This is a genomic window from Halomonas aquatica (assembly GCF_040196335.1).
In the GTDB taxonomy this organism is placed as follows: Bacteria; Pseudomonadota; Gammaproteobacteria; order Pseudomonadales; family Halomonadaceae; genus Halomonas; species Halomonas aquatica.
In genome coordinates this window covers 645,778-669,256 of sequence record NZ_JBEGCJ010000002.1, presented here as the reverse complement: position 1 = coordinate 669,256, position 23,479 = coordinate 645,778, and the positions used below count along the sequence as shown (strand labels likewise).

The following is a 23,479-nucleotide window of genomic DNA, read 5'->3' as shown; positions in this document are numbered from 1 at the left end:
GCGGGTCTCCAACAAGGTGGGGCTGGAGTCCAACCCCCACAACTTCCTGCTGATGCATGCCATGGGGCCCAACGTGGCCGGGGTGATCGGCTCGGCGGTGGCCGCCGGGGTGATGATCAAGTATCTCGGCTGAGGAGGATCCCTGCCATGACAGACGGCGCCCTCGAGCGCCGTCTGTCGTTTCCGGGGGTCAGTCCTGGTCCGGCAGGTAGAGGCGTCCCCGAAGGCGGGTCTCGAGGGTGCTCAGGTCGGCGGGCGAATCGTTCGGCCAGCCCACCGTCAGCAGGACGCCCTCGGCGCCGTAGTCGGCCTGACTGACCGGGACGTCCCGGTCGGCTAGCCATGCGCGTGCCTCTGCCTCACCGGCGAAGTCGACGCGCAGGCGAAGGGGCTCGCGTTCGACCAGTTCGCGACGGGGCACGGCCTCCAGTGCCTGGGCGACGGCCCGCGAATAGGCCCTGGCCAGGCCGCCGGTACCGAGCTTGGTACCCCCGAAGTAGCGGGTGACCACGCAGCCCACCTGGCCGAGTGCCGATCCATCCAGGACCTGAAACATGGGGCGGCCGGCGGTACCCCCGGGTTCGCCGTCGTCGGAGAAGCCGATGGCGTTCTGCTCGCCGGGCGGGCCGGCGATCCAGGCGCTGCAGTGGTGGCTGGCGTTGGGGTGACGGTGGCGCGCCCCGGTCAGCATCACTTCAAAGGCGGCCTCGTCAGGGGCATGGCATACCCAGGTGATGAACCGGCTCTTTTCCACTTCCAGTTCAGTCTCTCGCCAACACCCTGGCGGTGTATCGGGGACTGCGTAGCGCATCAGGCGGCCAGTTCCGTCTGGCGCACCACGCCCATCACCAGGCCGATCACCTGGACGTCGTCATTGCTGAGGTAGATAGGTGCCATGTGCTCGTTGGCCGGCTGCAGGCGCACGCCTGACTTCTCGATGTAGAGCTTCTTCAGGGTGACCTCCTGATCGTTGATCATCACCACGGCCGTCTCGCCGTTCTCGGCGCTCTCGCTTCGCTCGATGATGATCACATCCCCATCGAAGATATTGCAATCGACCATGGAGTCGCCGCGCACCCGCAGGGCATAGGTGTTGCGGCGTACCATGCTCGTGGGTACATGGATACTGCCGACCTCCGGGCAGGCCTCGATGGGCATCCCCGCCGAAACCCGGCCGAGCAACGGGATTTCGGTCAGGTCGTCGGTTGCGACGGCCTCCCAGGCCTGGGCCAGGGGCAGGTTGGGCCGGCGCTGCAGGTACTGTGGTGTGACATTGGGCATGCGGTGTCTCCCCTGGTCGTCGAAAACTGTTGATCCATACAGTGTTATGTGAGCATAGCAGCAGGTCGGGAACTGGCAAGGACAAGCTGTCCACGCAAGGCGTGACCCAGGTCAGGTGCGACCGGCTGACGCAACCCTCTCGACTGGTAGCCGGGGCCCTTTCCGTGTAGAGTTCCGGGCGGAATTACCCATGCCGGGAGTGTGCCTTGAGCCTGCGTCTGCAAGCCCGAAAGCTGGCCTGTGAGCGGGACGATCGCTGGCTGTTTCGAGACCTGGATTTGGACATCCATGCCGGCGAGATCGTGCGTGTGGAAGGCCCCAACGGCAGTGGCAAGACCACCCTGCTGAAGATCCTCTCCGGGCAGCTGGCCGATTTCGAGGGCGAGCTCTACTGGGACGATCAACCCATGCGGCTGACGCGCCAGGATTTCCTGGCCAACCTGCTCTACCTGGGGCATGCCCCGGGGGTCAAGGCGGCCCTGACGCCACTGGAAAACCTCGCCTGGTACCAGGCCCTGGCCGGCGAGCCAGACGATGAACCCGCACGCTTCGCGGCACTGTCCGCCATGGGACTCGTCGGCTTCGAGGACCTGCCCGCCGGACAGCTATCCGCCGGCCAGCAGCGGCGCGTGGCTCTGGCCCGGCTGGAGCTGATCCCGCGCGCACTGTGGGTGCTCGACGAGCCGTTCACCGCCATCGACCGGGACGGCGTGGCGGACCTGGAGGCGCGCCTGTTGGCCCATGCCCGTCGCGGGGGCTGCGTGCTGGTCACGACCCACCATGAACTCGCCGACTCGCCGGCCCTGCGAAGGATCCGGCTCGGGCAGGAGGGCGACGATGCCGGACTCTGACCCCCAGCCGGCCCGCGAGCTGGATGCCCTTCGCCTGTTTCGGGAACCCGAGGGCGGCGCCGGGGTCGCAATTCGGGCGACGCTGAAACGCGACCTGGTACTGCTGATGCGTCGGCGCAGCGAGGTGCTCAACCCGCTGGTGTTCTTTGCCCTGGTGATCACCCTGTTCCCGATCGGTATCTCGCCGGATCCGGAACTGCTGGCGAGTATCGCGCCGGGCCTGTTGTGGGTGGCGGCCCTGCTGGCGGCCTTGTTGTCTCTGGATAGCCTGTTTCGCGGCGACTACGACGACGGCTCCCTGGAGCAGTTGCTGCTCTCACCCCATCCGCTGCCGGCGCTGGTGCTGGCCAAGGTGGCGGTGCACTGGCTGCTGACCGGCCTGCCGCTGTCGCTCATGGCACCGGTGCTTGGGATCATGCTGTCGCTGCCGGCGGGGAGCTATGCCGTGCTGGCCCTGTCGCTGGCATTGGGCAGTGCCAGCCTGAGCCTGATCGGTGCCATCGGGGCGGCACTGACCGTGGGGCTCTCCCGGGGTGGCGTGCTGCTCTCGCTGCTGGTGCTGCCGCTCTATATCCCGGTGCTGATCTTCGGTGCCGGGGCCGTGCAGGCGGCCATCCTCGGTGATGGTGTCGCGGCGCACCTGGCCATCCTCGGTGCGCTCCTGGCAGTGGCTCTGATCCTGGCCCCCTGGGCGATCGCGGCGTCACTGCGCATCAGTATCAACGGTTGAGGAAGACAATCGGCATGTGGGCCTTCATACACAAGTTCGGATCTCCCAGATGGTTCTATGACATCAGCGCGCGTCTCTCGCCCTGGTTCTGGGTGGTGGCGGTGGTGCTGCTCGTGGTCGGCAGCGTCTGGGGGCTGGCCTTCGCGCCCGCCGACTACCAGCAGGGCAACAGCTTCCGCATCATCTACGTGCATGTGCCGGCCGCCTTCCTGGCCCAGTCCATCTTCGTCAGCATGGCGGTGGCCGGCTTCATCTTCATGGTCTGGAGGATCAAGGTCGCCGACATGGCCGCGGCGATGATGGCCCCGCTGGGGGCCGCCATGACCTTCGTGGCACTGTTCTCCGGCGCGGTCTGGGGCGTGCCGACCTGGGGGACCTGGTGGATGTGGGACGCGCGCCTCACCTCGATGCTGATCCTGCTGTTCCTGTATTTCGGCGTGATCGCCCTGCGCGGCGCCTTCTCGAGCCGAGACAGCGCCTCCCGTGCCGCCTCCGTGCTGGCCATGGTGGGCGTGATCAACATCCCCATCATCAAGTACTCGGTGGACTGGTGGTACACCCTGCATCAGCCCGCTACCTTCAGCATCACCTCGCGCCCGGCCATGCCCCTGGAAATGTGGGCACCGTTGCTGATCATGGTGCTGGGCTTCTACTGCTTCTTCATTGCGGTGACCCTGATGCGGACCCGCAGCGAGATACTGCGTCGCGAGTCGAGCAAGCGCTGGGTGCGTGAGCTGGTCGGGGAGGTGACCTGATGGCGTTCGATTCGCTGTCGGCCTTCCTGGCCATGGGCGGCCACGGCGTCTATGTGTGGGCGGCCTGGGGCCTGACCGGGCTGCTGCTGGTCGGCGTGGTGATCCACGCCCGGGCCGAGCGTCGAGCTCTGCTGAGGGATCTGCGCCGCCGGGCACGACGCGAACGGCGGCGCGGCACCGCGGCACCGGTTACACATCAAGAGGACCATGCTCGTGAGAGCTAAACGTAAACAGAAGCTGTTCGTGATGCTGGGCCTGGTCTCGCTGGCGGCCATCGCCGTGGGCCTGACCCTCTATGCCCTGCGCAGCAACATCAACCTCTTCTTCAGCCCGGTGCAGATCGCCGCCGGGGATCCTCCCCTCGAGCGCCAGATCCGCGCCGGCGGCATGGTCAAGGAGGGTACAGTGGCCCGTGACCCGGACAGCCTCGAGGTGGTGTTCACCGTCACCGACTATGTCGAGGATGTCGAGGTGCGCTACAGCGGCATCCTGCCGGACCTGTTCCGTGAGGGGCAGGGCGTGGTAGTGGTCGGCGAGCTCCAGCAGGGCGGCTGGCTGCGCGCCGACCAGGTGCTGGCACGTCACGACGAGAACTACATGCCCCCCGAGGTGGCCCAGGCCCTGGAGGAGGCCGGCTACTCGCCGGAGGACTACCAGGCCAAGGCTGCCGAGGTAGGCAAGCGGCTGGAAGCGGCGGGTGAAGGTGCCAGCCAGAACTGATCCGGAGTGCCCATGCAGACCCTGATGATCCCTGAAATCGGCCACTACGCACTGATCATTGCCCTGCTGATGGCATTGGTTCAAGGCGTGGTGCCTCTGGCCGGCGCGGCAACCCGGCGCCCGCTCTGGATGGCCTACGCGCGGCCCATGGCCACCGGCCAGTTCCTCTTCCTGGCCATCTCCTATGCCTGCCTGACCGCCAGCTATCTGCTGGACGATTTCAGCGTGGCCAACGTGGCCAACAATTCCAACTCGATGCTGCCCTGGTACTACAAGGCCAGTGCCGTCTGGGGCAATCACGAGGGGTCGGTGCTGCTGTGGAGCCTGATCCTCGGTGCCTGGACCTTTGCCGTCAGCCGCTTCTCCCGGGAGCTGCCCCGGGACATGCTGGCCCGGGTGCTGGGGGTGATGGGACTTGTCAGCGTCGGCTTCCTGGCCTTCGTGCTGATCACCTCCAATCCCTTCGAGCGGCTGCTGCCCAGCGTTCCCCAGGACGGCGCCGATCTCAACCCGCTATTGCAGGATTTCGGCCTGATCGTCCATCCGCCGATGCTCTACATGGGGTATGTAGGCTTCTCGGTGGTCTTCGCCTTCGCCATAGCGGCCCTGCTGGGGGGCCGCCTGGATGCAGCCTGGACCCGCTGGGCGAGGCCCTGGACCAACATTGCCTGGGCCTTCCTCACCGTAGGGATCGCCCTGGGCAGCTGGTGGGCCTACTACGAGCTTGGCTGGGGTGGCTGGTGGTTCTGGGACCCGGTCGAGAATGCCTCGCTGCTGCCCTGGCTCGCCGGTACCGCGCTGATCCACTCGTTGGCGGTGACCGAGAAGCGGGGCGCCTTCAAGAGCTGGACCGTGCTGCTGGCGATCACCACCTTCTCGCTGTCACTGCTGGGCACCTTCCTGGTGCGGTCGGGGGTGCTCACCTCGGTGCACGCCTTCGCCAATGACCCTTCCCGCGGGTTCTTCATCCTGATGCTGCTGGGCATCACCGTGGGGCTGTCGCTGCTGCTGTTCGCCCTGCGCGCTCCCAGGGTCAGCCACCAGGTCGGCTTCAGCTGGCTCTCCCGCGATGCCCTGCTGCTGATCAACAACATCCTGCTGGTGATCATGACCGTCACGGTGCTGCTGGGCACGGTCTACCCGTTGCTGCTCGATGCCATGAACCTGGGCAAAATCAGTGTGGGGCCCCCGTACTTCAACACGCTCTTCGTGCCGCTGACGGTGGTGCTCTGCCTGTTCATGGGCCTGGGCCCCCTGGCGCGCTGGAAGCGCACAGGGGCTGGCGACCTGCTCAAGCGCAGCTGGCTAGCCGGTCTCCTGGCCCTGGTCATCGGGGTGCTGGCGCCACTACTCTATCGTGGCGAGTGGAACCTGAAGGTCAGCCTGGGCGTGCTGGTGGGCCTGTGGATCGTGCTGCCCATGGCACGCGACCTGTGGGCCAAGTCCCAGCACTCCTCCGGCCGCGTGGCCGGCATCAGGCGCCTGTCGCTGGCCTACTGGGGCATGATCCTAGGCCACCTGGGCATCGCGGTAACCATCATCGGCGTCACCGTGGTTTCCAACTACGCCATCGACCGCAATGTTCGCATGGCGGTGGGCGACAGCGCCGAGCTTGCCGGTTATACCTTCACCATGACCGAATTCGGCAGCCGACGCGGTCCCAACTTCCTGGCCGATGTGGCCGTGGTGGAAGTGCGCCGCGGCGACAGCCGCCGCAGCTTCACCATGACCCCCGAGAAGCGCCTCTACATCGCCCGCGGCATGCCGATGACCGACGTCGCCCTGCGCCCCGGCCTGTTCCGCGACCTCTACGTCGCCATGGGCGAGGACCTCGGGGACGGCAGCTGGGCCATGCGCCTGCAGTACAAGCCCTTCGTGCGCTGGCTGTGGCTGGGCGCCCTGCTGATGGCCGCCGGCGGCATCCTGGCCGTGGCCGACCGTCGCTACCGGCGGGTCGTGACCGCCCGCGACCCGGAGCATACCGCCGCCGGCACGCCACGGGAGGCCACCACATGAGGCGTCGCCTGCTGCTGTTGCTGCCGCTGGTCGGCTTCCTCGTGCTGGGTGCCTTCCTTTACATGGGGCTGTCGATCAACCCCTTCGATCGGGACTCGGCGCTGATGGCCCGGAAATTTCCAGCCTTCGAGCTTGCCACCCTTGAGGATCCCGAACGGATCGTGGATGCATCGCTGCTAGACGGCGAGGTCACCCTGGTCAACGTCTGGGGCGAATGGTGCCCGACCTGCAAGCAGGAGATGCCCCAGTTGCTAGATCTCGCCGAGCGCGGCGTGCGCCTGGTCGGGGTTGACTACAAGGACACCCGGGAGAAGGGGCGTGACTTCCTGCGCGAATTCGGCAACCCCTTCGAGGTCAACATCTTCGACCCGGAGGGCAGCCTGGGCTTCGACCTGGGGGTCTATGGCGCCCCGGAGACCTTCCTGGTCGATCGCGACGGCATCATCCGCTATCACCATACCGGCTACATCCGGCCGGAGGACGTGCGTGAGACGATACTGCCGGAGGTAGAAGCATGGCGATGATGACGCGACTGCTGCTGTGTGCCGTCCTGCTACTGCCTGCCCTGGGGCAGGCAGCCGTGGAGGTGCGCGAGTTCGACGATCCGGTCACCGAGCAGCGCTACGGTGACCTGACGGCGACGCTGCGCTGCCCCAAGTGCGAGAACCAGGCGATCGGCGATTCAGAATCGCCGATCGCCGGCGACATGCGTGATCGGGTCTACGCGCAGTTACAGGACGGACGCTCCGACAAGGAGATCCTCGATTTCATGGTGCGCCGCTTCGGTGACTATGTGCTCTACAACCCGCGCCTCGAGGGACGCACCCTGCTGTTGTGGGGTCTGCCCGCGGCCCTGCTGCTGCTGGGCGCCGTGGTGGTGGTCCTCATGGTGCGCGCCCGTCGTCGCATCTCGGCCCGCGCCCTGAGCGCCGAGGAGCGCGCTCGCCTGGATGCCCTGATCAATCGCGGGAGAACCGAATGACCCTGCTATGGATTGCCCTGGCCCTGCTGTTGTTGCCCGCCCTGTGGCTGCTGGTGACCCCGCTTCGTCGTGCCGCTTCCGTGAGTGCGGCCCAGCGTGATTTCGAGGCCAACGATCGCACCACGGACCAGAACCTCGCCATCTACCGCCGCCGTCTGGCGTCGCTGGAAGCCGCCCACGAGCGAGGCGATATCGACGCGGGCCGGGTCGAGGAGGATCGCCTGGAACTCGAGCGCAGCCTGCTCGAGGACACCGAGCACCTCGAGCGTGCCCCGCTCAAGCCGGCCGGTTCCGGCAAGCTGATGGTGCCGGTGGTGATGGTGGCCGTCGTGCTGGCAAGCGTCATCTGGTACCTCCAGGAGGGCGCCGAGGGGGACCTTGCCCTCTACATGGTTCAGCAGCAGGTGATGAACGACCCCGAGGCCTCGCTGCCGGTGCTGATCCAGCGCCTCGAGGAGCAGGCCGACCGGCAGCCCGACAATCCCAATGTCTGGCGCTCGCTGTTCCCTCTCTATCGCGACAGCGGCCGCATCGACGCGGCCACCCGCACCCTGGAGCGGCTGGTCGAACTGGAGGGTCGCCAGCCATGGCTTCTGGCCGAGCTCGCCCAGATTCGCTATTTTGCCGCCGGTCGCGAGATGACGGATGACGTCCAGACGCTGGTCGACGAGGTCCTGGCGATGGACTCCAGCCAGCCCACGGTGCTCGGCATGCTTGGCATCGACGCCTTCGATGATGGCGACTTTGAAGCCGCCATCGGCCATTGGCGCCGGGCCATCGCCGGCATGCAGGACCCGAACGCCGCCGAGGCCCTGCGCGAGGGTATCCGCGTTGCCCAGCGGCGCCTGGGGGTGGCTCCCGGTGAGGCCGCACCGGCCGCCGCCGAGGGGCCCGGCATTGCCGTCAGAGTTCGCCTGGCCGATGACCTCGACGGCCGCCTGGGTGCTGACGCTAGCGTCTTCGTGGTGGCCCGCGACCTCGCGGGGGAACTGCCGCCGCTGGCCGTGGTGCGGGCGCGGCTGGGTGAGCTGCCGCTGACCGTGGTGCTGGACGATGCCGACGCCATGGCCCCGATGGCCAGGCTCTCCCAGGTGGATCGGGCGCGGCTGATGGTGCGTGTCTCTCGAAGTGGTGAGGCCACGCCCCAGCCTGGCGACCTGTTCGGCACTCTCGAGGGGGTAGCGGTAGGGGATACCGACGGCGATCCCGTCGAGGTGCTGATCGACCGGGTCGTGGAATAAGCCGATGCGTCTTCAGTCGATTCGCCTGGTGGGCTTCAAGTCCTTCGTCGATCCGGTCACCGTGCCCTTCGACGGCAACATGACCGCCATCGTCGGCCCCAATGGCTGTGGCAAGTCCAACATCATCGATGCCGTGCGATGGGTCATGGGCGAATCCTCGGCCAAGACCCTGCGCGGCGAGTCGATGACCGATGTCATCTTCAATGGCTCCACCGGTCGCAAGCCGGTGGGACTCGCCTCCATCGAGCTGCTCTTCGACAATCGCGATGGGGCCATGGGCGGAGTCTATGCCCAGTACGCCGAGATCGCGGTCAAGCGCCAGGTCACCCGGGACGCTCAGTCCAGCTACTTCTTCAACGGCCAGAAGTGCCGCCGTCGAGACATTGCCGATCTTTTCCTGGGTACCGGCCTGGGGCCGCGCTCCTACGCCATCATCGGCCAGGGCATGATCTCGCGGCTTATCGAGGCACGTCCCGAGGAGCTCCGCGCCACCCTCGAGGAGGCCGCCGGCATCTCCAAGTACAAGGAACGCCGCCGAGAGACCGAGAACCGCATGCGCCGCACCCAGGAAAATCTGGAGCGTCTGGAGGACATCCGCGAGGAACTCGACAAGCAGCTCGAGCGCCTCCAGCGCCAGGCCGAGGCGGCGCGTCGTTACCAGACCCTCAAGCAGGAGGAGTACCGCCTCAAGGGTGAGTTGGCCCTGCTGAGGGCGCGCGCCCTGCGGGCCAGGCAGGCCGAGGAGGAGACTCGCGTCCGCGAGTTCGAGACCGCCGTGGAGCGCGAGGTGCTGGGCATGCGCCAGGCCGAGAGTCGACTCGAGGAGGCCCGCGCCGAGCATGATCGCCTGTCCGAGGAGCTCGACGGCCGGCAATCGAGCTTCTTCGAGACCACCACCGCCGTCGCTCGCCTGGAGCAGGATCTGGAACACACCCGGTCCCGTGACCAGCAGCTGGCCCGGGATCTGGAGGCCGCTCGAGGTGAACTCGTCGAACTCGCCCGCCTGGGGGATGACGACGGCGAGCGGCTGGCGCGCCTCGACGAGCGCCTCGAGACCCTGGGGCCGGAACAGGAAGAGGTCGCGGAACAGCTCGCCGAGCTGGAGGCTGCCCTGGAGGAGGCCGAACCCCTGGCCGAGGATGCCGATGCCGCCTGGGAAAGCTTCGGTGAGCGTTGGCAGGAACAGAGCCGCGAGGCGGAGCGTGCCCAGGACCGACTGCGGGACCTGGAGAGCCGGCTCGAGCGCCTGTCGGCCGAGGAGCGTCGCCGTCGCGAGCAGCATGAGGAACTCCCCGACATCATCGACCTGGGCGCGCAGCGCCGCGAGCTGGCCGAGCGGCATGCCGAGTTCGAGACCCGTCTGGCGGAGCTCGAGGCGCGCCGCGACGAGGTCCAGGCCGGCCGCGATGCCTCACGGGCCCAGGTGAGAGAGGCTGAGGAGGCCCGTGAGGCCGACCGCCAGCAACGCAGCACCCTGCAGGGCGAGCTGTCCTCGCTGGAGGCCCTGATTCAGGCGGCGCTGGCCGATCACGACGAGGCGCTGGATGACCACCTGGCCGAGCATGGTCTGGGGGATCGGCCTCGCCTCGGAGAGGCCCTGCAGGTCGAGCCCGGCTGGGAAGAAGCGGTCTCCTGGGTGCTGGCGCCCTGGCTGCGGGCCCGGCTGGCGCCGCGGGCCGCCGCGCAAGGCGCCCTGGCGTCGCCGCCGGATGCCGAGCTCGGTCTGCTCGAGGTCGACGAGGCCGGGGCCCCGGCGCACAGCCTGGCCGCCCGGGCGAGTGGCGCCGGTGCGGCCGGGCAGTGGCTGGCCGGCATCCGTTGCGTCGAGGACCGCGAGGCAGCCTGGTCGGCGCGCGAGCGGCTGGAGCCTGGCGAGAGCCTGATCACCCCCGATGGCCTCTGGCTGGGGCTCGGCTGGGTGCGTCATCGTGGGCTCGGCACCGGCCCAGATGCCCTGCTGGTCAGTCGTCGCCGCGAGGCCGAGGTGCGCGAGACGCTGGCCGACGTGGAGGCCCGTCTCGCCGACCATGACCGGCGTCTCGAAGAGGCCGCGGCCAGGGTCGAGCAGACCGAGTCGGCCCTGGAGCAATCACGTCAGGAGGAACGCGAGCTCGAGCAGCAGCGCCAGCAGTTGGCCGTGCAGGAGAGCGCGCTGGCCAGCCGGCTAGAACACCTGGAAGGACGCGCCGCAGAACTTGCCGAGGAGCTGGAGGGGTTGGCCGAGTCCCGGGAGGAGGCGATGCTGGCCCTGGAAGAGTCGCGCGAGCAGTGGCAGGCGGCCATGGCTCGGCTGGAAGAAGGGGCCGAGACCCGCGAGCGCCTCGAGCGTGAACGCCGGGAGGCCAGGGAGAGGCTGGCCTCGCTGCGGGCTCGCCAGCGTCCCCTGGCCGAACAGGCCCAGCGGCTGGCCCTCGAGCAGGAGCGAGCCTCGACGGAACGCACGGGCCTGGTCGAGCATCAGGGGCGCGCCGGTGAGGCTCGGGAGCGCCTCGAGCTCCGCTGTGCCGAGCTGGAGGAGGCTCGTGAAGGACTCCACGAGCCCGACGAGGAGCGTCGCGAACGCCTCGATGAGCTGCTGGATCGCCGCGAGCGAGAGGAACGCGTGTTGAACGAGACCCGCACTCGGGCCGCCGAACTGGTCGAGCGGCTGCGCGAGGACGAGCAGGCACGTCAGGGTCATGAGCGTAGCCTCGAGGGTATCCGCGAGCACCTGCAGGAGTCGCGCATGCAGGTTCAGGCCCTGGCCCTCAAGGCTGAGACCCAGGACGAGCAGCTTGCCGAATTGAACCACGATGCCGCGAGCCTGACCGAGTCCCTTGACCCCAACGCCACCGAGTCCGCCTGGCAGACCCGGCTGGAGGAGGTCGGCGAGCGCATCAGGCGCCTCGGCGCCATCAACCTGGCGGCCATTGAGGAGTACGACCAGCAGGCAGAGCGTCGCGACTATCTGGAGGCCCAGCACGCCGAACTCAGCGAGGCCCTGGAAACCCTGGATCGGGCGATCCGTCGGATCGACCAGGAAACCCGGACGCGATTCCGTGATACCTTCGAGCGAGTCAACACCGGCCTGCAGGCACTTTTCCCGCGGGTATTCGGTGGCGGAACCGCATGGCTGACGCTGACCGGAGAGGATTTGCTTGAGACCGGGGTGGCCATCATGGCCCGGCCTCCTGGCAAGAAGAACAGCACCATTCACCTGCTCTCCGGTGGGGAAAAGGCCCTCACCGCGCTGTCGATGGTCTTCGCCATCTTCCAGCTCAATCCGGCCCCCTTCTGCATGCTCGATGAGGTCGATGCCCCTCTGGATGATGCCAATGTGGGGCGCTATGCGAAGCTCGTGAAGGAGATGTCCGACACGGTCCAGTTCATCTACATCACCCACAACAAGATCGCCATGGAGGCATCGGAAAGGTTGATGGGGGTGACCATGCAGGAGCCCGGTGTGTCGCGCCTGGTATCGGTGGGCGTGGAGGAGGCAGCGGCCCTGGCCGAGGCCTGATGGACTTGAACGAGAACGGCAAACGGGTTAACAAGGATCAAGATGAATACTGCAGTGCAGGGAAGCACGGGGAACCTGAAGGGCGATTGCGAAGGGCAAGGTCGGGTTGCGGCGGGAAAATGTCGAGCTTGACAAACAAAAAAACTGGCCCTTTTTTTGGCAATCGCGCTATGCTGTTGACGGACAACCATCAGGCATGGCGCCTTAGCAAAAGGCATGACGACCCATGGAACTAAGAGAGTGGCTGATCTTACTGGGGCTGGCGTTGGTGACGCTCATTGTTATCGATGGTGTGCGTCGCTTGCAGCGTCAGCGTCGCGTACCGCGTCTGGACCAGGTCGAGAGCGGACCGGCAGCACGCGACGCGGACCCTGAAGCCGAGGCCCGCGCGGCCGAAATCAACTGGGAGCTGCCCAACGGAGGGGCGCGGGTCATCAGGCCGGCGGAAGACCGGGGGACACAGCCCAAGCCCAAGCTGCAGCGCCAGGAGCATCCCGGCCCATCACGGGTGCTGTCGGAGTTCCGGCGTTCCAGGCCGGATGTCGGCCGCCCTGCAGCAGACACGACCGACGAGTGCGAGCCGTCGGTCGTCCCTGCGTCTGCCACCCGCAGCGATGCAAGAGTCGATGCCAGGGTCGTTGCAACCGGCGATGCAATGGGCGATGCAAGAGTCACAGATTCAGTAGATGGAAATTCACTAGACCGGGATGCGCCGGTCCGCGACTCGATTTCCGCTGAGATGCTCAGGTCTAACGAGGCCCGCGACCCCGAGGTCAAGCTTCCGCCTTCGCGTCCCGAAGCCAGCGCCGGTCATGTCGGCTCCCCCGCGAGTGAACCCGTCGAGGACGATCGGCGCGAGCCTGCGCTCTCGAGCCTGGAGGGCCTCGAGATGGAGGGTCTCGAGATGAGGGCGGAGGAGAATGTCGAGCTGCCGGAGAGGGCCGAGCCCCTGACGGCAGATCCCGAGGATCATGATGCCTACGCCGACGAGGAACGCTATCGGCTGGTGGATCTCGAGGGCATGGGGGACTCCTTCAAGAGCGGCTCGAAGCGGGTCGGCTCATCCATGCAGCGCTTCGGTACCTCCCTGCAGAAGTCCTTCGCCGATCGCCGTGAACACAAGCGCAGCGAGAAGGTTCGCCGGGAGCAGGAGCGCGCCGAGAAGGCCGCCCGCGAGGCGGCGCGGCGTCAGCAGGCCGAGGACGAGAAGGCCGAGCGTCGTCGGCTCGAGGCCGAGGCAGTGTCCCTCGCCGATGATGATGATCCCCTCTTCACTCCGCCCCGCCACCATCGGCAGGAGGCGGAGGCCCCGATCATCGAAGAGCCCGCCATGGCAGAGTCCGAGTCTGACATGGACGACAGCTCCCCGCGTGACGATGTGGTACGCACCCACCCGGTACTGGAAAAGGCGCTGCGTCACGACGTCAATGCCGAGCATGCTCGCGAGATCCTGAGCCATGCCGATGAGATCATCGTGATCAGCGTGATGTCCCGCGACGAGGAAGGCTTCTCGGGCACGGCGCTACTCGACCTGATGCTGGCCTGCGGGCTTCGCTACGGGCGTGACATGGGGATCTTCCATCGCTTCGAGACCGAGGACCCGGATAGCCGCCTGCAGTTCTCCATGGTCAACGTGGTCAAGCCGGGGACCTTCCCCATTGAGGCCATGGACGACTTCCGCACCCAGGGCATCACCCTGCTGATGCCGTTGCCGGGTGCCAGCGATACCGCGGCGGCCTTCGAGGCGATGGTCGAGACCGCCATGGTCATCGTCCGCCACCTGGGTGGGGTGTTGAAGGACGAGCACCAGAGCGTGATGACTGCCCAGACCGTGGAGTTCGCGCGTCAGCGAGTACAGGAATTCGAGCGTCGCACTCGCCTCAAGCGCTACCAGGTGAACTAGCCGAGACACCGCCGGTGGTATATCACAAGCTGATGGAGCAACCCCATGATTTCATGGGGTTGCTCCGTTATGGGCAGTCGAAAAGCGGCTATGCGAGAATAGTGCCGCATTCGTGACACCAGACCAGGGAAGCCATGAGCCAAGCCGATCCGCCTGTCCACGACGAGGTAGCGCGTCTGCGTGCCGAGCTCGACGACGCCAACTACCGCTACTACGTGCTCGATGAGCCCCGGCTGACCGATGCAGACTACGACCGCCGGCTGCGTCGTCTGCAGCAGCTGGAGGAGGCGCATCCCGAGCTCGTGACCCCCGACTCGCCCACCCAGCGGGTTGGGTCCGCCCCCGACGCCGGCTTCCCCGAGGTGCAGCATGCCGTACCCATGCTCTCCCTGGACAACGCCTTCAGCGAGGAGGAGATCAAGGCCTTCGTCCGGCGCGTCGCCGACCGCCTCGAGACCCATGGCGAGCCACTGGCCTTCTGCTGCGAGCCCAAGCTGGACGGGGCGGCCGTCTCGCTGGTCTACGAGCGGGGCGAGCTGGTCACCGGCGTCACTCGCGGCGACGGCCGCACCGGCGAGGGCATCACCTCCAACCTGCGCACCCTGCGCTCCATCCCGCTCAGCCTGCGCGGCGACGCGCCCCCCGACCTGCTGGAGGTGCGCGGCGAGGTGATCATGAGCCACGAGGGTTTTGAGGCACTCAACGACCGGGCCCGGGAGTTGGATGGCAAGGTCTTCGCCAACCCGCGCAATGCCGCCGCGGGCAGCCTGCGCCAGCTCGACCCGAAGATCACCGCCACCCGGCCGCTGGAGTTCAGCGCCTACCAGGTGGCGCGCATCGAGCCTCAGCCGGGCGACGCCAGCCACAGCCGGCTGATGGCCCGGCTCGGCGACCTCGGCTTTCGCACCAGCCGCGAGCTGACGGTGGTGGAGGGAGCCGAGGGCATCATCGACTATTGCCGAGAGCTCGGCGAGAAGCGCGACGCCCTCGGCTACGACATCGATGGGGTGGTGATCAAGGTCGACGACCTGCGCCTGCAGCGCGAGCTGGGCTTCGTGGCCCGTGCCCCGCGCTGGGCCATCGCCTTCAAGTTTCCCGCCCAGGAGGAGACCACTCGGCTCAACGACGTGGAGTTCCAAGTCGGGCGCACCGGGGCGATCACCCCGGTGGCCAGGCTCGAGCCAGTCTCGGTGGCCGGCGTCACCGTCTCCAACGCCACCCTGCACAACGCCGACGAGATCGCCCGGCTCGATGTGATGATCGGTGATACCGTGGCGGTCCGCCGGGCCGGCGACGTCATCCCCCAGGTGGTGAGGGTGCTGGAGGAGCGGCGCCCGGCGGATGCCCGGGCGATCGTCTTCCCCGAGCACTGCCCGGCCTGCGGTTCACAGATCGAGCATCTGGAGGGCGAGGTGGTGGCGCGCTGCTCCGGCGGGCTCTACTGTCCCGCCCAGCGCAAGGAGGCGCTCAAGCACTTCGCCTCCCGGCGAGCCCTGGACATCGATGGCCTGGGCGAGAAGCTGATCGAGGGGCTGGTCGAGCGAGACTGGGTGACCACCCCGGCGGACCTGTTCCGGCTCGAGGCCGAGCGCCTCGCCGAGCTTCCGCGCATGGGCACCAAGTCCTCAGAGAACCTGGTGGCGGCACTCGAGAAGGCCAGGCAGACGACGCTTTCGCGCTTCATCTTCGCCCTGGGCATCCGCGAGGTGGGCGAGGCGACCGCCGCCAACCTGGCTCGCCACTTCGGTACGCTCGACGCGCTGATGGACGCCGAGCAGGAGGCGCTGGAGGCCGTGGAGGACGTGGGGCCCATCGTCGCCGCCCATGTGCATACCTTCTTCCGCCAGCCCCACAACCGCGAGACCATCGACGACCTGCTCGCCTGCGGTCTGAGCTGGCACGAGGAGGAGGTCGGCGAGCGTCCCCAGCCCCTGGCCGGCCAGAGCTGGGTGCTCACCGGCACCCTGGCGAGCATGACCCGCGACGAGGGCAAGGCGCGGCTCCAGGCCCTGGGCGCCAAGGTCGCGGGCAGCGTCTCCAGGAAGACCGCCTGCGTGGTGGCTGGCGAGGCCGCCGGCAGCAAGCGGGAGAAGGCCGAGCAGATGGGGGTCGAGGTCATCAACGAGGCCAGCTTCCTCGAGCGGCTGGCCGCATGGGAAACGGGAGAGTCCGACGCATGAACGGCGATCGTTTTATCGAGGTGCCCTACCGCATGCTGCCGGGGGAGACCCTGGACGCCCTGCTGGAGACCTTCGTCACCCGCCAGGGCTACGACACCACCGACACCTCCGATGGCATGCGCGGCTGGGTGGCCCAGCTCAAGACCCAGCTCGAGCGCAGCGAGCTTATCATCGCTCATGATCTGCAGACCGAGTCCACCGAAGTGATGACACTGGCCCAGTGGCGGTCCTTCGGTCGCGATCTGGCCGATGACGAGGAGGAGGGGTAGCGGCGCTACTTTTCTCTCACCGGCTCTCTCACCTGCTTCCCCATCTGGCCGCTCAGCAGGCCCCTCACCATATCTCGGATGATCCGCCGCCCCGGGTGCAGGTGGTCCACCAGCGGCTGCTCCAGGGGCATCGGCTCGTCGCAGATCATCGATGCGATCAGTTCGGCGCACAGCGGTGCGCTGGCCAGTCCGCGGGAGCCATGGCCGGTGCTGATCCACAGTCCGCCGTGGTGGCATCCCGGCACCTCGGGAACCCGGGTGGCATCCTTGGCCAGCAGGGCATAGTCCGTCTGCCAGGCCTCGGCATCCGGCACCGGTCCAGCATAGGGCGACTTGTCGGGACTGGCGGCGCGCACCGCCGCCCTCCCGTCCAGCCGGGCCGGGTCGAGCTCGGCGCCCGCGTCGCGAAGGTCGGCCACGTAGGCCGGCAGGGTGGCCTCGAGCTCCGCCAGGTTGGCGGCGTGATCGGCCTTGCGCATGTCGGTCTCGGCCTGGTTCGGTGCGAAGGTGGCACCGAAGGTGAGTCCCTCATCGAGGGCCGGTGACACATAGCCCCCTGCACAGACCACCCGATCCAGTACCGGCGCCCCCTCGGGCAGCGCCAGCCGGCTGACCTGGCCGCGTACCGGCTGCAGCGGCAGCGACGCCGTCTGGTCGAAGCGGTTGGCCAGCATCGCGGTGGCGATCACCACCTGGTCGGCCGCCAGGCGCTCGCCGTAGGCGAGGTCCAGCGACCAGCCGCCATCCACGGGCGTCAGCCCGACACCCTCTGCCTGGCGGAACTCGATCCCCGGCGTGGCGGCCAGCCGTCGGCACAGGGCCGCCGGGCGCACCCAGCCCGCCCGAGGATAGTCCAGCCCGCCATGGTCGATGGGCGTGCCGGCGAGGCGCGAGGCCTCGTCCGCCGATACGCCCCTCACCACGCCTTCCGGCAGGGGGTGATGGGCCAGGAAGCGGGCCTGGCGCGCCTGCTCCTTCTCGCTCATGGCCAGTTGCAGTACCCCGCAGGGCTGCCACAGCGTCCATTGCGGGTCGAGGGCCTCGAGCCAGCGATGGCTGTGAAGGAGCCCCGCGAGATAGACCCGACTCTGGGAGTTGGTGTCGGCGGCGAGCTTGACGTAGAGCGCCCCCTGGGCGTTGCCTGAGGCGCCGCTGCCGGGCCCCTCGCGGTCGACGAGGGTCACCGTGACGCCGCGCCGGGCCAGCGCGGCGGCGGTGCTCGTGCCGGCGATGCCGGCCCCGACCACGATCACATGGCGAGCCGGTCGTGGAGCAGGTGGCGTGAACCAGGGGGTGGGGGCTCGACGATGGTCCGCGGGGGGCTCGGCGATCTCGCCGGCCAGCATCTCGCGCTTGCGGCCGAACCCCGGCACCTTGCGCCAGGCGAAGCCGGCTGCCTTGAGGCCACGCTTGACCACCCCGGCGCAGGTGAAGGTGGCCAGGGTCGCGTCGGGGCGCGAGCGGGCGGCCATGGCGGCGAAGAGTTCCGGGTGCCACATCTCTGGGTTCTTCGAGGGCGCGAAACCATCGAGGAACCAGGCGTCGACCCGACCGTCGAGGAGTCGCAGGCGCTCGGTGGTGTCGCCGAAGTGCAGGTCCAGGGTGACCCGGTCATCGAGCCACAGCCGATGCACGCCGGCGACCGGCTCCGGCCACTGTTCGACCAGGCGGGCGGCTCGCTCGGCGAGGTCCGGCCAGGCGGCCAGCGCCCGGGCAAGGTCGTCTCGTGCCAGGGGGAACTTCTCGGTGGAGATCAGGTGCAACCGGGCTTGCGACGGGGCATGGGCATCGAAGCAGGTCCAGGCACAGAGCATGTTCAGTCCGGTGCCGAAGCCGGTCTCGCCGATGACGAAAGGCCGCGGACCCTGCCAGGCCGCAAGGCGCTCGGGCAGCCGGTTGGCGTTGATGAAGACATGCTCGGTCTCGGCGCGGCCGTCATGCCGCGAGAAGTAGACGTCATCGAAGACCGTGGAGTAAGGGGCCTCCTCGCCGCCGTCATCCCGGCGCCAGTCCAGATGGGCGGTCTTCAGGCCGGACAGCGGGGGCAGGGCATCGGGGGCAGCGGTCAAGGCAGGACTCCGGTCGCTCCGGTCGAGGGGCGGGGGTGGTCAAGGGTTGATCGATCGTGTCGCGGCGGCCCGGTAGCCGGGCTGGAGAAAGGCGTCCGCGGCGTTTCAACAGACTTGCCCACAGCAGCTGTGGGAAACCGGCTGTGGACAACGGCTCCTGCGGGTGGGGTCAAGGAAGGACCTTCTTGAACGGCTTCACGGTCACCTGGGCGTAGACGCCGGCGATCATGTAGGGGTCGGCATCGGCCCAGGCCTGGGCGCTCTCGAGGTCCTCGAACTCGGCGACGACCAGGCTGCCCGAGAAGCCGGCCTCGCCCGGATCATCGCTGTCGATGGCGGGATGGGGGCCGGCCAGCACCAGGCGGCCCTCGTCGCGAAGCGTCTCGAGGCGTGCCACGTGGTCAGGGCGGGCGGCCAGGCGCCGCTCCAGGCTGCTGTTCACATCTTCACTGATGATGGCGTATAGCATCTCGGTTCTTCCTCGGTGGTGGGCGGCTCGCGCCGCGAGTAGCGATAGTACCCGGCATTGACCGTCACCGGGCGCACAAGCACCATGGCGGGATATTCTGACAAAGTCACCTGCCGGCGTCATGCCCAATGACAGCACCTCCCGCGCGTTTCGAGGGCGATCCTCTCACCATCGACCTGCACATGCACTCCACGGCCTCCGACGGCGCCCTGCCGCCGGCCGAGGTGGTGTCGCTGTGCCGCGCGAGGGGGCTGTCCCTGATGGCGCTGACCGATCATGACACCATGGATGGTATCGCCGAGGCGCAGGCAACCGCCCGTCAGCAGGGCATCGGGCTGATTCCCGGCACCGAGCTCTCCACCCAATGGCGGGGCATCAATATCCACGTGGTGGGCCTGCTGCCCGATGGCCCTCGCGGCGATCTGGTGGAGGGCCTGGTTGCCCAGGCCGAGGCCCGTGAGCAGCGCTCCCTGCGCATCGCCGAGCGACTCGAGAAGATCGGGCTCAAGGATGCCCTGGCGCGTGCCCGTGAGCAGGCCGGGTCCGAGCGCCCCCTGGGGCGGCCGGACTTCGCCAGGGCGCTGGTGGCGGCGGGGCTGGTGCCCGACATCGGCAGCGCGTTCAAGAAACACCTCGGCAACGGCAAGGCCGGCGACATCAAGGCCCTCTGGCCCTTCCTCTCCACGGTGGTGGCCTGGATCCTCGATGCCGGCGGGGTGGCGGTGCTCGCCCATCCGCTTCGCCACGGCCTGACCCGGCGCAAGCGCGGACTGCTGCTGGATGACTTCGCCGCCGCCGGCGGCCAGGCCGCGGAGCTGGTCAGCGGCTTCCAGAATGCCGACGTGACCCGCGACCTGGCACGCCAGCTGCAAGAGCGTGACCTCTACGGCTCGGTGGGCAGCGACTTCCATTTCCCCGGCGGCCACCTGTCGCCGGGAAGCATGAGCCCGGTGCCACGGACCGCCACGCCGCCGGTGTGGACCCATCCTCGCCTGGCCGGCATCGCTTCCTAGGCCGCCGCCTGGGCATCGGCCGCCCGGTCAGGAAGCGTTATCATAGTGACTGACATCCCATTTCCGGCCACCGAACAGGGAGCTCGCATGAGCCAGTTCTTCCATATCCATCCGGACAATCCCCAGAAGCGCCTGATTGACCAGGCGATCCAGATCATCCGTAACGGGGGAGTGGTCGCCTACCCGACCGATTCCGGCTATGCCCTGGGGTGCCATCTGGGGGACAAGAAGGCCATCGAGAAGATCAAGTGGCTGCGCTCGCTGGATGACAAGCACAACTTCACCCTGGTCTGCTCGGATCTCTCCGAGATCGGTACCTACGCCAAGGTGGACAATGCGGTCTTCCGTCTGCTGAAGGCCCATACCCCCGGTGCCTATACCTTTATCCTCGATGCCACCAGCGAGGTCCCGCGGCTGCTGCTGCATCCCAAGCGTCGTTCCATCGGGGTGCGCGTGCCGGATCACCAGATCACCCGGGCCCTGCTGGGCGCCCTGGGTGAGCCGCTGATGAGCGTCACCCTGATCCCGGTGGGCGAGGAGCTGCCGATGACCGACGCCGAGGATATCCGCGAGCGCTTCGGCGCGCACCTCGACCTGGTGATCGACGGTGGCGCCTGCCACCTGGAGGCGACCAGCGTGATCGACCTGCGCGACCTCCCGCCGAAGATCCTCCGCGAGGGACGCGGCGACATCCGCCCCTTCGAGGCGTGATCCGGCTGCGTCGCCGGCGCATGATGCCGGCGGTGCATCGCCCACCCCCGGTGGGCTCGCCCCCTCCCGCTATTTCTCCTTGCCCTGCGGCCCCTCCTCGTCGTCCCGTGCCTGCTCCTCGAGGTTGGGGTCCGGGGTGTCCTCGTCGAGCCAGGTGCCGCAGCGCAGGCAGTATCTGGCCCGCTTTTCATGGCGGTCGTGGCCGCAGCCCGGGCAGGCCTCGTCGGAGTAGCGGTCGGCGCGGATCGAGCGGATCACCTCGGCAGAGAAGACCCCTGTCGGCACCGCGATGATGGAGTAGCCGATCAGCATCACCATGACCGAGATCGCCTGGCCCAGCGGAGTGACCGGCACGATGTCGCCGTATCCCACGGTGGTGAGGGTGACGATGGCCCAGTAGATCGAGGTGGGAATACTGGTGAAGCCGGCCTCCGCAGGCTCGATCAGGTAGATGATCGAGGCGAAGATGGTCACCAGCAGGAAGACGGTGAAGAGGAACAGGAAGATCTGGTGGCCGCTGCGCTGCAGCGCCCCGAGCAGCAGGCGCCCCTCGCCGACGAACTCCATCATCCGCAGCACACGGAAGATACGCAGGGTGCGCAGCAGGCGCACCACCACCAGCGACTGTGCCCCCGGCAGCAACAGGGCCAGCCAGGTGGGCAAGATCGCCATCAGGTCGATGATGCCGTAGAAGCTCTTCAGGTACATCCAGGGGCGTTCGAGGCAGTAGAGGCGCACTGCCAGCTCGATGGTGAAGCCCACAGTGAAGCCCCATTCGATCCAGTAGAAGAGCGTTGCATGATCCTCGCGGAAGGGTGCGACGCTCTCGAGCATGATCACCAGCACGCTGGCGAGGATCGCCGCGATCAGTGCGATGTCGAAGGCCTTGGCCGGCAGGGTGTCGGACTCGAAGATGATCTGGAAGACTCGAGTGCGAAGGCCTTCACCCGCGGGCCTGGGGTGATAGTTCACGGGCGTCGTCCTTGTGGTGGCGGTTCCGAGCCAGGGGATGTCATATCCGATCAGGCCAGGTTGACGTCGCCTGGCAGCCGGCGGGCCAGCCGCAGCATTCGACCGCCGACGCTCGGGGTCAACCAGGCCGCGGTATCCATCGCCTCGGCAATCAGGCGGGCGTCGTCACGCGTTCGGGCATCGTCGTCACGCCTTGGCGCATCAACAGGCACATCAAGAAGGGCATCATCGCCCAGTTCCGCCAGCCGTTGGAAGGCCCGGCATGCCTCGTCGCGCCAGGCATCGTCGCCGGTATCCGCCAGGGCATCCAGCGCCACGGTGGCGCGATGCAGCCAGCTCGCGGGGCTGGTGGCCTCGGGCAGCACCCATTCGCCGCCGAGCAGGGCGCCACCGCGGGCTGCCTTGCTGGTGTCCGAAGGCCGCAGGGCCACCGAGTCGGCCAGGGACTCGGCCAGTGACCAGAGGGCGTCCGGGGTGCCCGCCTTGAGCTCGAGTTCCAGCTCGCGGATCGCCACGACCCGGTCGCCTGCCCGGATCTCGCCGAGGTCCAGGGCGAGCTCGATGGTCCCGTCCCGGTCCTCGAGCCACCAGGTCTCGCGCACGAAGTCGGTGGCGAAGCGTGGCACCAGGCGCTCGAGCAGGCCGACACCCCGTTCGGCCATTGGGGGCAGATCAGCCAGCCCCTGAAGATCGAGGCCGGGGCCATCCACCTCCCACTCCCACTCACCGCGGGTGGACAGGCCGCCGCCGCCCTGGCCACGGGTCTTGAGGGTCTGCAGCAGCCGGTCGTCCGCCCGCCTCAGGCGCAGCGCCATCCGTGCCTGCTCCAGGTCGCCTTCCGGGGTATCGAAATAGGTGTTGCCCAGGTGCGTGATCGTCGGTGTCAGGGCGGCCAGGCGAGGGTGGTGCCGCAGGGCTTCGGGGCCCTCGGCCCCCAGGGCCAGCTTGAGCTCGATCTCGTCTGCCATCGGGATTGCCACCTCGGTTTGATGAATAATGGATGATTTTTTCATGACGGTGGTGGCGCCAATCACTATACTGACGCCGCCATTTTCCAGGTTTATAGATACCCCATGGTGACATCCAACCCCTTCTCCGCGATGTTTGGCCGCTCGCCATTCCATCCGCTGCTGGCCCATATCGTCAAGGCCAATGCCTGTGCGGACGAGCTGCTGCCCTTCTTCGAGGCTTCCCTCGAGGGTGACTGGGACACCGCCGAACAGCACCGCGAGACGATCACGCGCCTCGAGCACGAGGCCGACGAGCTGAAGGCCGAGCTGCGTCTCAACCTTCCCAAGACCATGTTCCTGCCGGTGTCGCGTTCCGACCTGCTAGACCTGATCAGCGTCCAGGACAAGATCGCCAACAAGGTCCGCGACATCACCGGCATCATGCTTGGCCGCCGGATGCAGGTGCCCCAGGAGCTGGCGCAACCGATGCGCGACTACATCCGCACCTCCGTGTCCTGCGTGGCCCAGGCGCGTCACGCCCTGGAGGAGCTCAAGGACCTGCTGGAGTCCGGCTTCGGTCGCAATGTCTCCGACGTGATGCAGAACCTGATCCGCGAGCTGCATGTGCTCGAGCAGCAGGCCGACAGCCAGCAGGTGGCCATTCGCCGTCAGTTGTTCGGGCTGGAGGATCGCCTGCCGCCGGTGGACGTGATGTTCCTCTACACGATCATCGACGGGGTAGGCGAACTCTCCGACCGCGCAGAGCGCGTCGGTAGCCGCCTGCAGATCATGACGGCCAATTGAGCACAGCGGACCCGGCAATCCCGGGGCCTCGTTGTCTAGCCTACTTCTGACCGCAAAAAGGGAA

General features: G+C 67.7%; 23 protein-coding genes. 17 read left to right on the top strand and 6 right to left on the bottom strand.

Features of this window, described 5'->3' with window-relative positions; translation table 11 throughout:
* A partial coding sequence (locus ABE960_RS06280; protein WP_349761374.1) for a sodium ion-translocating decarboxylase subunit beta occupies window positions 1-133 on the top strand: 133 nt, incomplete at its 5' end.
* Window positions 134-190: 57 nt separating this feature from the next.
* Here the strand turns inward: ABE960_RS06280 and ABE960_RS06275 are convergent.
* Both ABE960_RS06275 and lexA read right to left on the bottom strand, forming a co-directional pair.
* A complete protein-coding gene (locus tag ABE960_RS06275) occupies window positions 191-811 on the bottom strand; it encodes an IMPACT family protein (RefSeq protein ID WP_349761373.1) in 621 nt (206 codons plus the stop codon).
* Window positions 811-1,281, bottom strand: coding sequence for a transcriptional repressor LexA (gene lexA / locus ABE960_RS06270; RefSeq protein WP_349761372.1), 471 nt, complete (start codon window positions 1,279-1,281; stop codon window positions 811-813). The genes ABE960_RS06275 and lexA overlap by 1 nt, the downstream gene beginning before the upstream one ends.
* Before the next feature lie 206 nt (window positions 1,282-1,487).
* On the opposite strand from lexA, the gene ccmA reads away from it, so the two are divergent.
* From ccmA to ABE960_RS06205, 13 genes are all read left to right on the top strand, one after another.
* Complete coding sequence (gene ccmA, locus ABE960_RS06265; protein ID WP_349761371.1) at window positions 1,488-2,132, top strand: cytochrome c biogenesis heme-transporting ATPase CcmA; 645 nt, start codon at window positions 1,488-1,490, stop codon at window positions 2,130-2,132.
* A complete protein-coding gene (gene ccmB / locus ABE960_RS06260) occupies window positions 2,119-2,862 on the top strand; it encodes a heme exporter protein CcmB (RefSeq protein WP_349761370.1) in 744 nt (247 codons plus the stop codon). Before ccmA ends, ccmB begins: the two co-directional genes overlap by 14 nt.
* Before the next feature lie 14 nt (window positions 2,863-2,876).
* Entirely contained in the window at window positions 2,877-3,617 is a 741-nt protein-coding gene (locus ABE960_RS06255; protein WP_349761369.1) for a heme ABC transporter permease, read from the top strand.
* Complete coding sequence (gene ccmD, locus ABE960_RS06250) at window positions 3,617-3,841, top strand: heme exporter protein CcmD (protein WP_349761368.1); 225 nt, start codon at window positions 3,617-3,619, stop codon at window positions 3,839-3,841. Before ABE960_RS06255 ends, ccmD begins: the two co-directional genes overlap by 1 nt.
* Window positions 3,831-4,337: a cytochrome c maturation protein CcmE gene (gene ccmE / locus ABE960_RS06245; protein ID WP_349761367.1), complete on the top strand. Its 507-nt coding sequence runs from the start codon at window positions 3,831-3,833 to the stop codon at window positions 4,335-4,337. The genes ccmD and ccmE overlap by 11 nt, the downstream gene beginning before the upstream one ends.
* A 24-nt stretch (window positions 4,338-4,361) precedes the next feature.
* Window positions 4,362-6,353 (top strand): heme lyase CcmF/NrfE family subunit, encoded by a 1,992-nt coding sequence (locus ABE960_RS06240; RefSeq protein ID WP_432765349.1) that lies wholly within the window; start codon window positions 4,362-4,364, stop codon window positions 6,351-6,353.
* On the top strand, window positions 6,350-6,877 hold the full coding sequence (locus ABE960_RS06235; protein WP_349761363.1) for a DsbE family thiol:disulfide interchange protein: 528 nt from the start codon (window positions 6,350-6,352) through the stop codon (window positions 6,875-6,877). Before ABE960_RS06240 ends, ABE960_RS06235 begins: the two co-directional genes overlap by 4 nt.
* On the top strand, window positions 6,868-7,335 hold the full coding sequence (locus tag ABE960_RS06230; protein ID WP_349761362.1) for a cytochrome c-type biogenesis protein: 468 nt from the start codon (window positions 6,868-6,870) through the stop codon (window positions 7,333-7,335). The genes ABE960_RS06235 and ABE960_RS06230 overlap by 10 nt, the downstream gene beginning before the upstream one ends.
* A complete protein-coding gene (gene ccmI / locus ABE960_RS06225) occupies window positions 7,332-8,576 on the top strand; it encodes a c-type cytochrome biogenesis protein CcmI (RefSeq protein ID WP_349761361.1) in 1,245 nt (414 codons plus the stop codon). The genes ABE960_RS06230 and ccmI overlap by 4 nt, the downstream gene beginning before the upstream one ends.
* Before the next feature lie 4 nt (window positions 8,577-8,580).
* Window positions 8,581-12,075 (top strand): chromosome segregation protein SMC, encoded by a 3,495-nt coding sequence (gene smc, locus ABE960_RS06220; RefSeq protein ID WP_349761360.1) that lies wholly within the window; start codon window positions 8,581-8,583, stop codon window positions 12,073-12,075.
* A 226-nt stretch (window positions 12,076-12,301) separates the two neighbouring features.
* Complete coding sequence (zipA, locus tag ABE960_RS06215) at window positions 12,302-13,978, top strand: cell division protein ZipA (protein WP_349761359.1); 1,677 nt, start codon at window positions 12,302-12,304, stop codon at window positions 13,976-13,978.
* 134 nt (window positions 13,979-14,112) lie between these two features.
* Window positions 14,113-16,158: an NAD-dependent DNA ligase LigA gene (gene ligA / locus ABE960_RS06210; protein ID WP_349761358.1), complete on the top strand. Its 2,046-nt coding sequence runs from the start codon at window positions 14,113-14,115 to the stop codon at window positions 16,156-16,158.
* Window positions 16,155-16,427: a YheU family protein gene (locus ABE960_RS06205; RefSeq protein ID WP_349761357.1), complete on the top strand. Its 273-nt coding sequence runs from the start codon at window positions 16,155-16,157 to the stop codon at window positions 16,425-16,427. Before ligA ends, ABE960_RS06205 begins: the two co-directional genes overlap by 4 nt.
* 5 nt (window positions 16,428-16,432) lie before the next feature.
* On the opposite strand, the gene mnmC is transcribed toward ABE960_RS06205, so the two are convergent.
* Window positions 16,433-18,496, bottom strand: a complete 2,064-nt coding sequence (gene mnmC / locus ABE960_RS06200) for a bifunctional tRNA (5-methylaminomethyl-2-thiouridine)(34)-methyltransferase MnmC2/FAD-dependent 5-carboxymethylaminomethyl-2-thiouridine(34) oxidoreductase MnmC1 (RefSeq protein WP_349761356.1) — start codon at window positions 18,494-18,496, stop codon at window positions 16,433-16,435.
* A 169-nt stretch (window positions 18,497-18,665) separates the two neighbouring features.
* Window positions 18,666-18,965 carry a YciI family protein gene (locus tag ABE960_RS06195; protein ID WP_349761355.1) on the bottom strand — a complete coding sequence of 100 codons (300 nt, stop codon included), beginning with the start codon at window positions 18,963-18,965 and terminating at the stop codon, window positions 18,666-18,668.
* 128 nt (window positions 18,966-19,093) lie between these two features.
* Here ABE960_RS06195 and ABE960_RS06190 point away from each other — a divergent pair, with 128 nt between their 5' ends.
* Together ABE960_RS06190 and ABE960_RS06185 are read left to right on the top strand one after the other, a co-directional pair.
* Complete coding sequence (locus ABE960_RS06190) at window positions 19,094-19,978, top strand: PHP domain-containing protein (RefSeq protein WP_349761354.1); 885 nt, start codon at window positions 19,094-19,096, stop codon at window positions 19,976-19,978.
* An 87-nt stretch (window positions 19,979-20,065) separates the two neighbouring features.
* Complete coding sequence (locus ABE960_RS06185) at window positions 20,066-20,689, top strand: L-threonylcarbamoyladenylate synthase (protein ID WP_349761353.1); 624 nt, start codon at window positions 20,066-20,068, stop codon at window positions 20,687-20,689.
* Between the two features lie 69 nt (window positions 20,690-20,758).
* On the opposite strand, the gene ABE960_RS06180 is transcribed toward ABE960_RS06185, so the two are convergent.
* Together ABE960_RS06180 and ABE960_RS06175 are read right to left on the bottom strand one after the other, a co-directional pair.
* Entirely contained in the window at window positions 20,759-21,661 is a 903-nt protein-coding gene (locus ABE960_RS06180; protein ID WP_349761352.1) for an ion transporter, read from the bottom strand.
* 50 nt (window positions 21,662-21,711) lie between these two features.
* Window positions 21,712-22,629 (bottom strand): CYTH domain-containing protein, encoded by a 918-nt coding sequence (locus ABE960_RS06175; RefSeq protein ID WP_349761351.1) that lies wholly within the window; start codon window positions 22,627-22,629, stop codon window positions 21,712-21,714.
* Window positions 22,630-22,734: 105 nt separating this feature from the next.
* On the opposite strand from ABE960_RS06175, the gene ABE960_RS06170 reads away from it, so the two are divergent.
* A complete protein-coding gene (locus ABE960_RS06170; RefSeq protein ID WP_349761350.1) occupies window positions 22,735-23,415 on the top strand; it encodes a TIGR00153 family protein in 681 nt (226 codons plus the stop codon).
* Window positions 23,416-23,479: the final 64 nt, after the last annotated feature.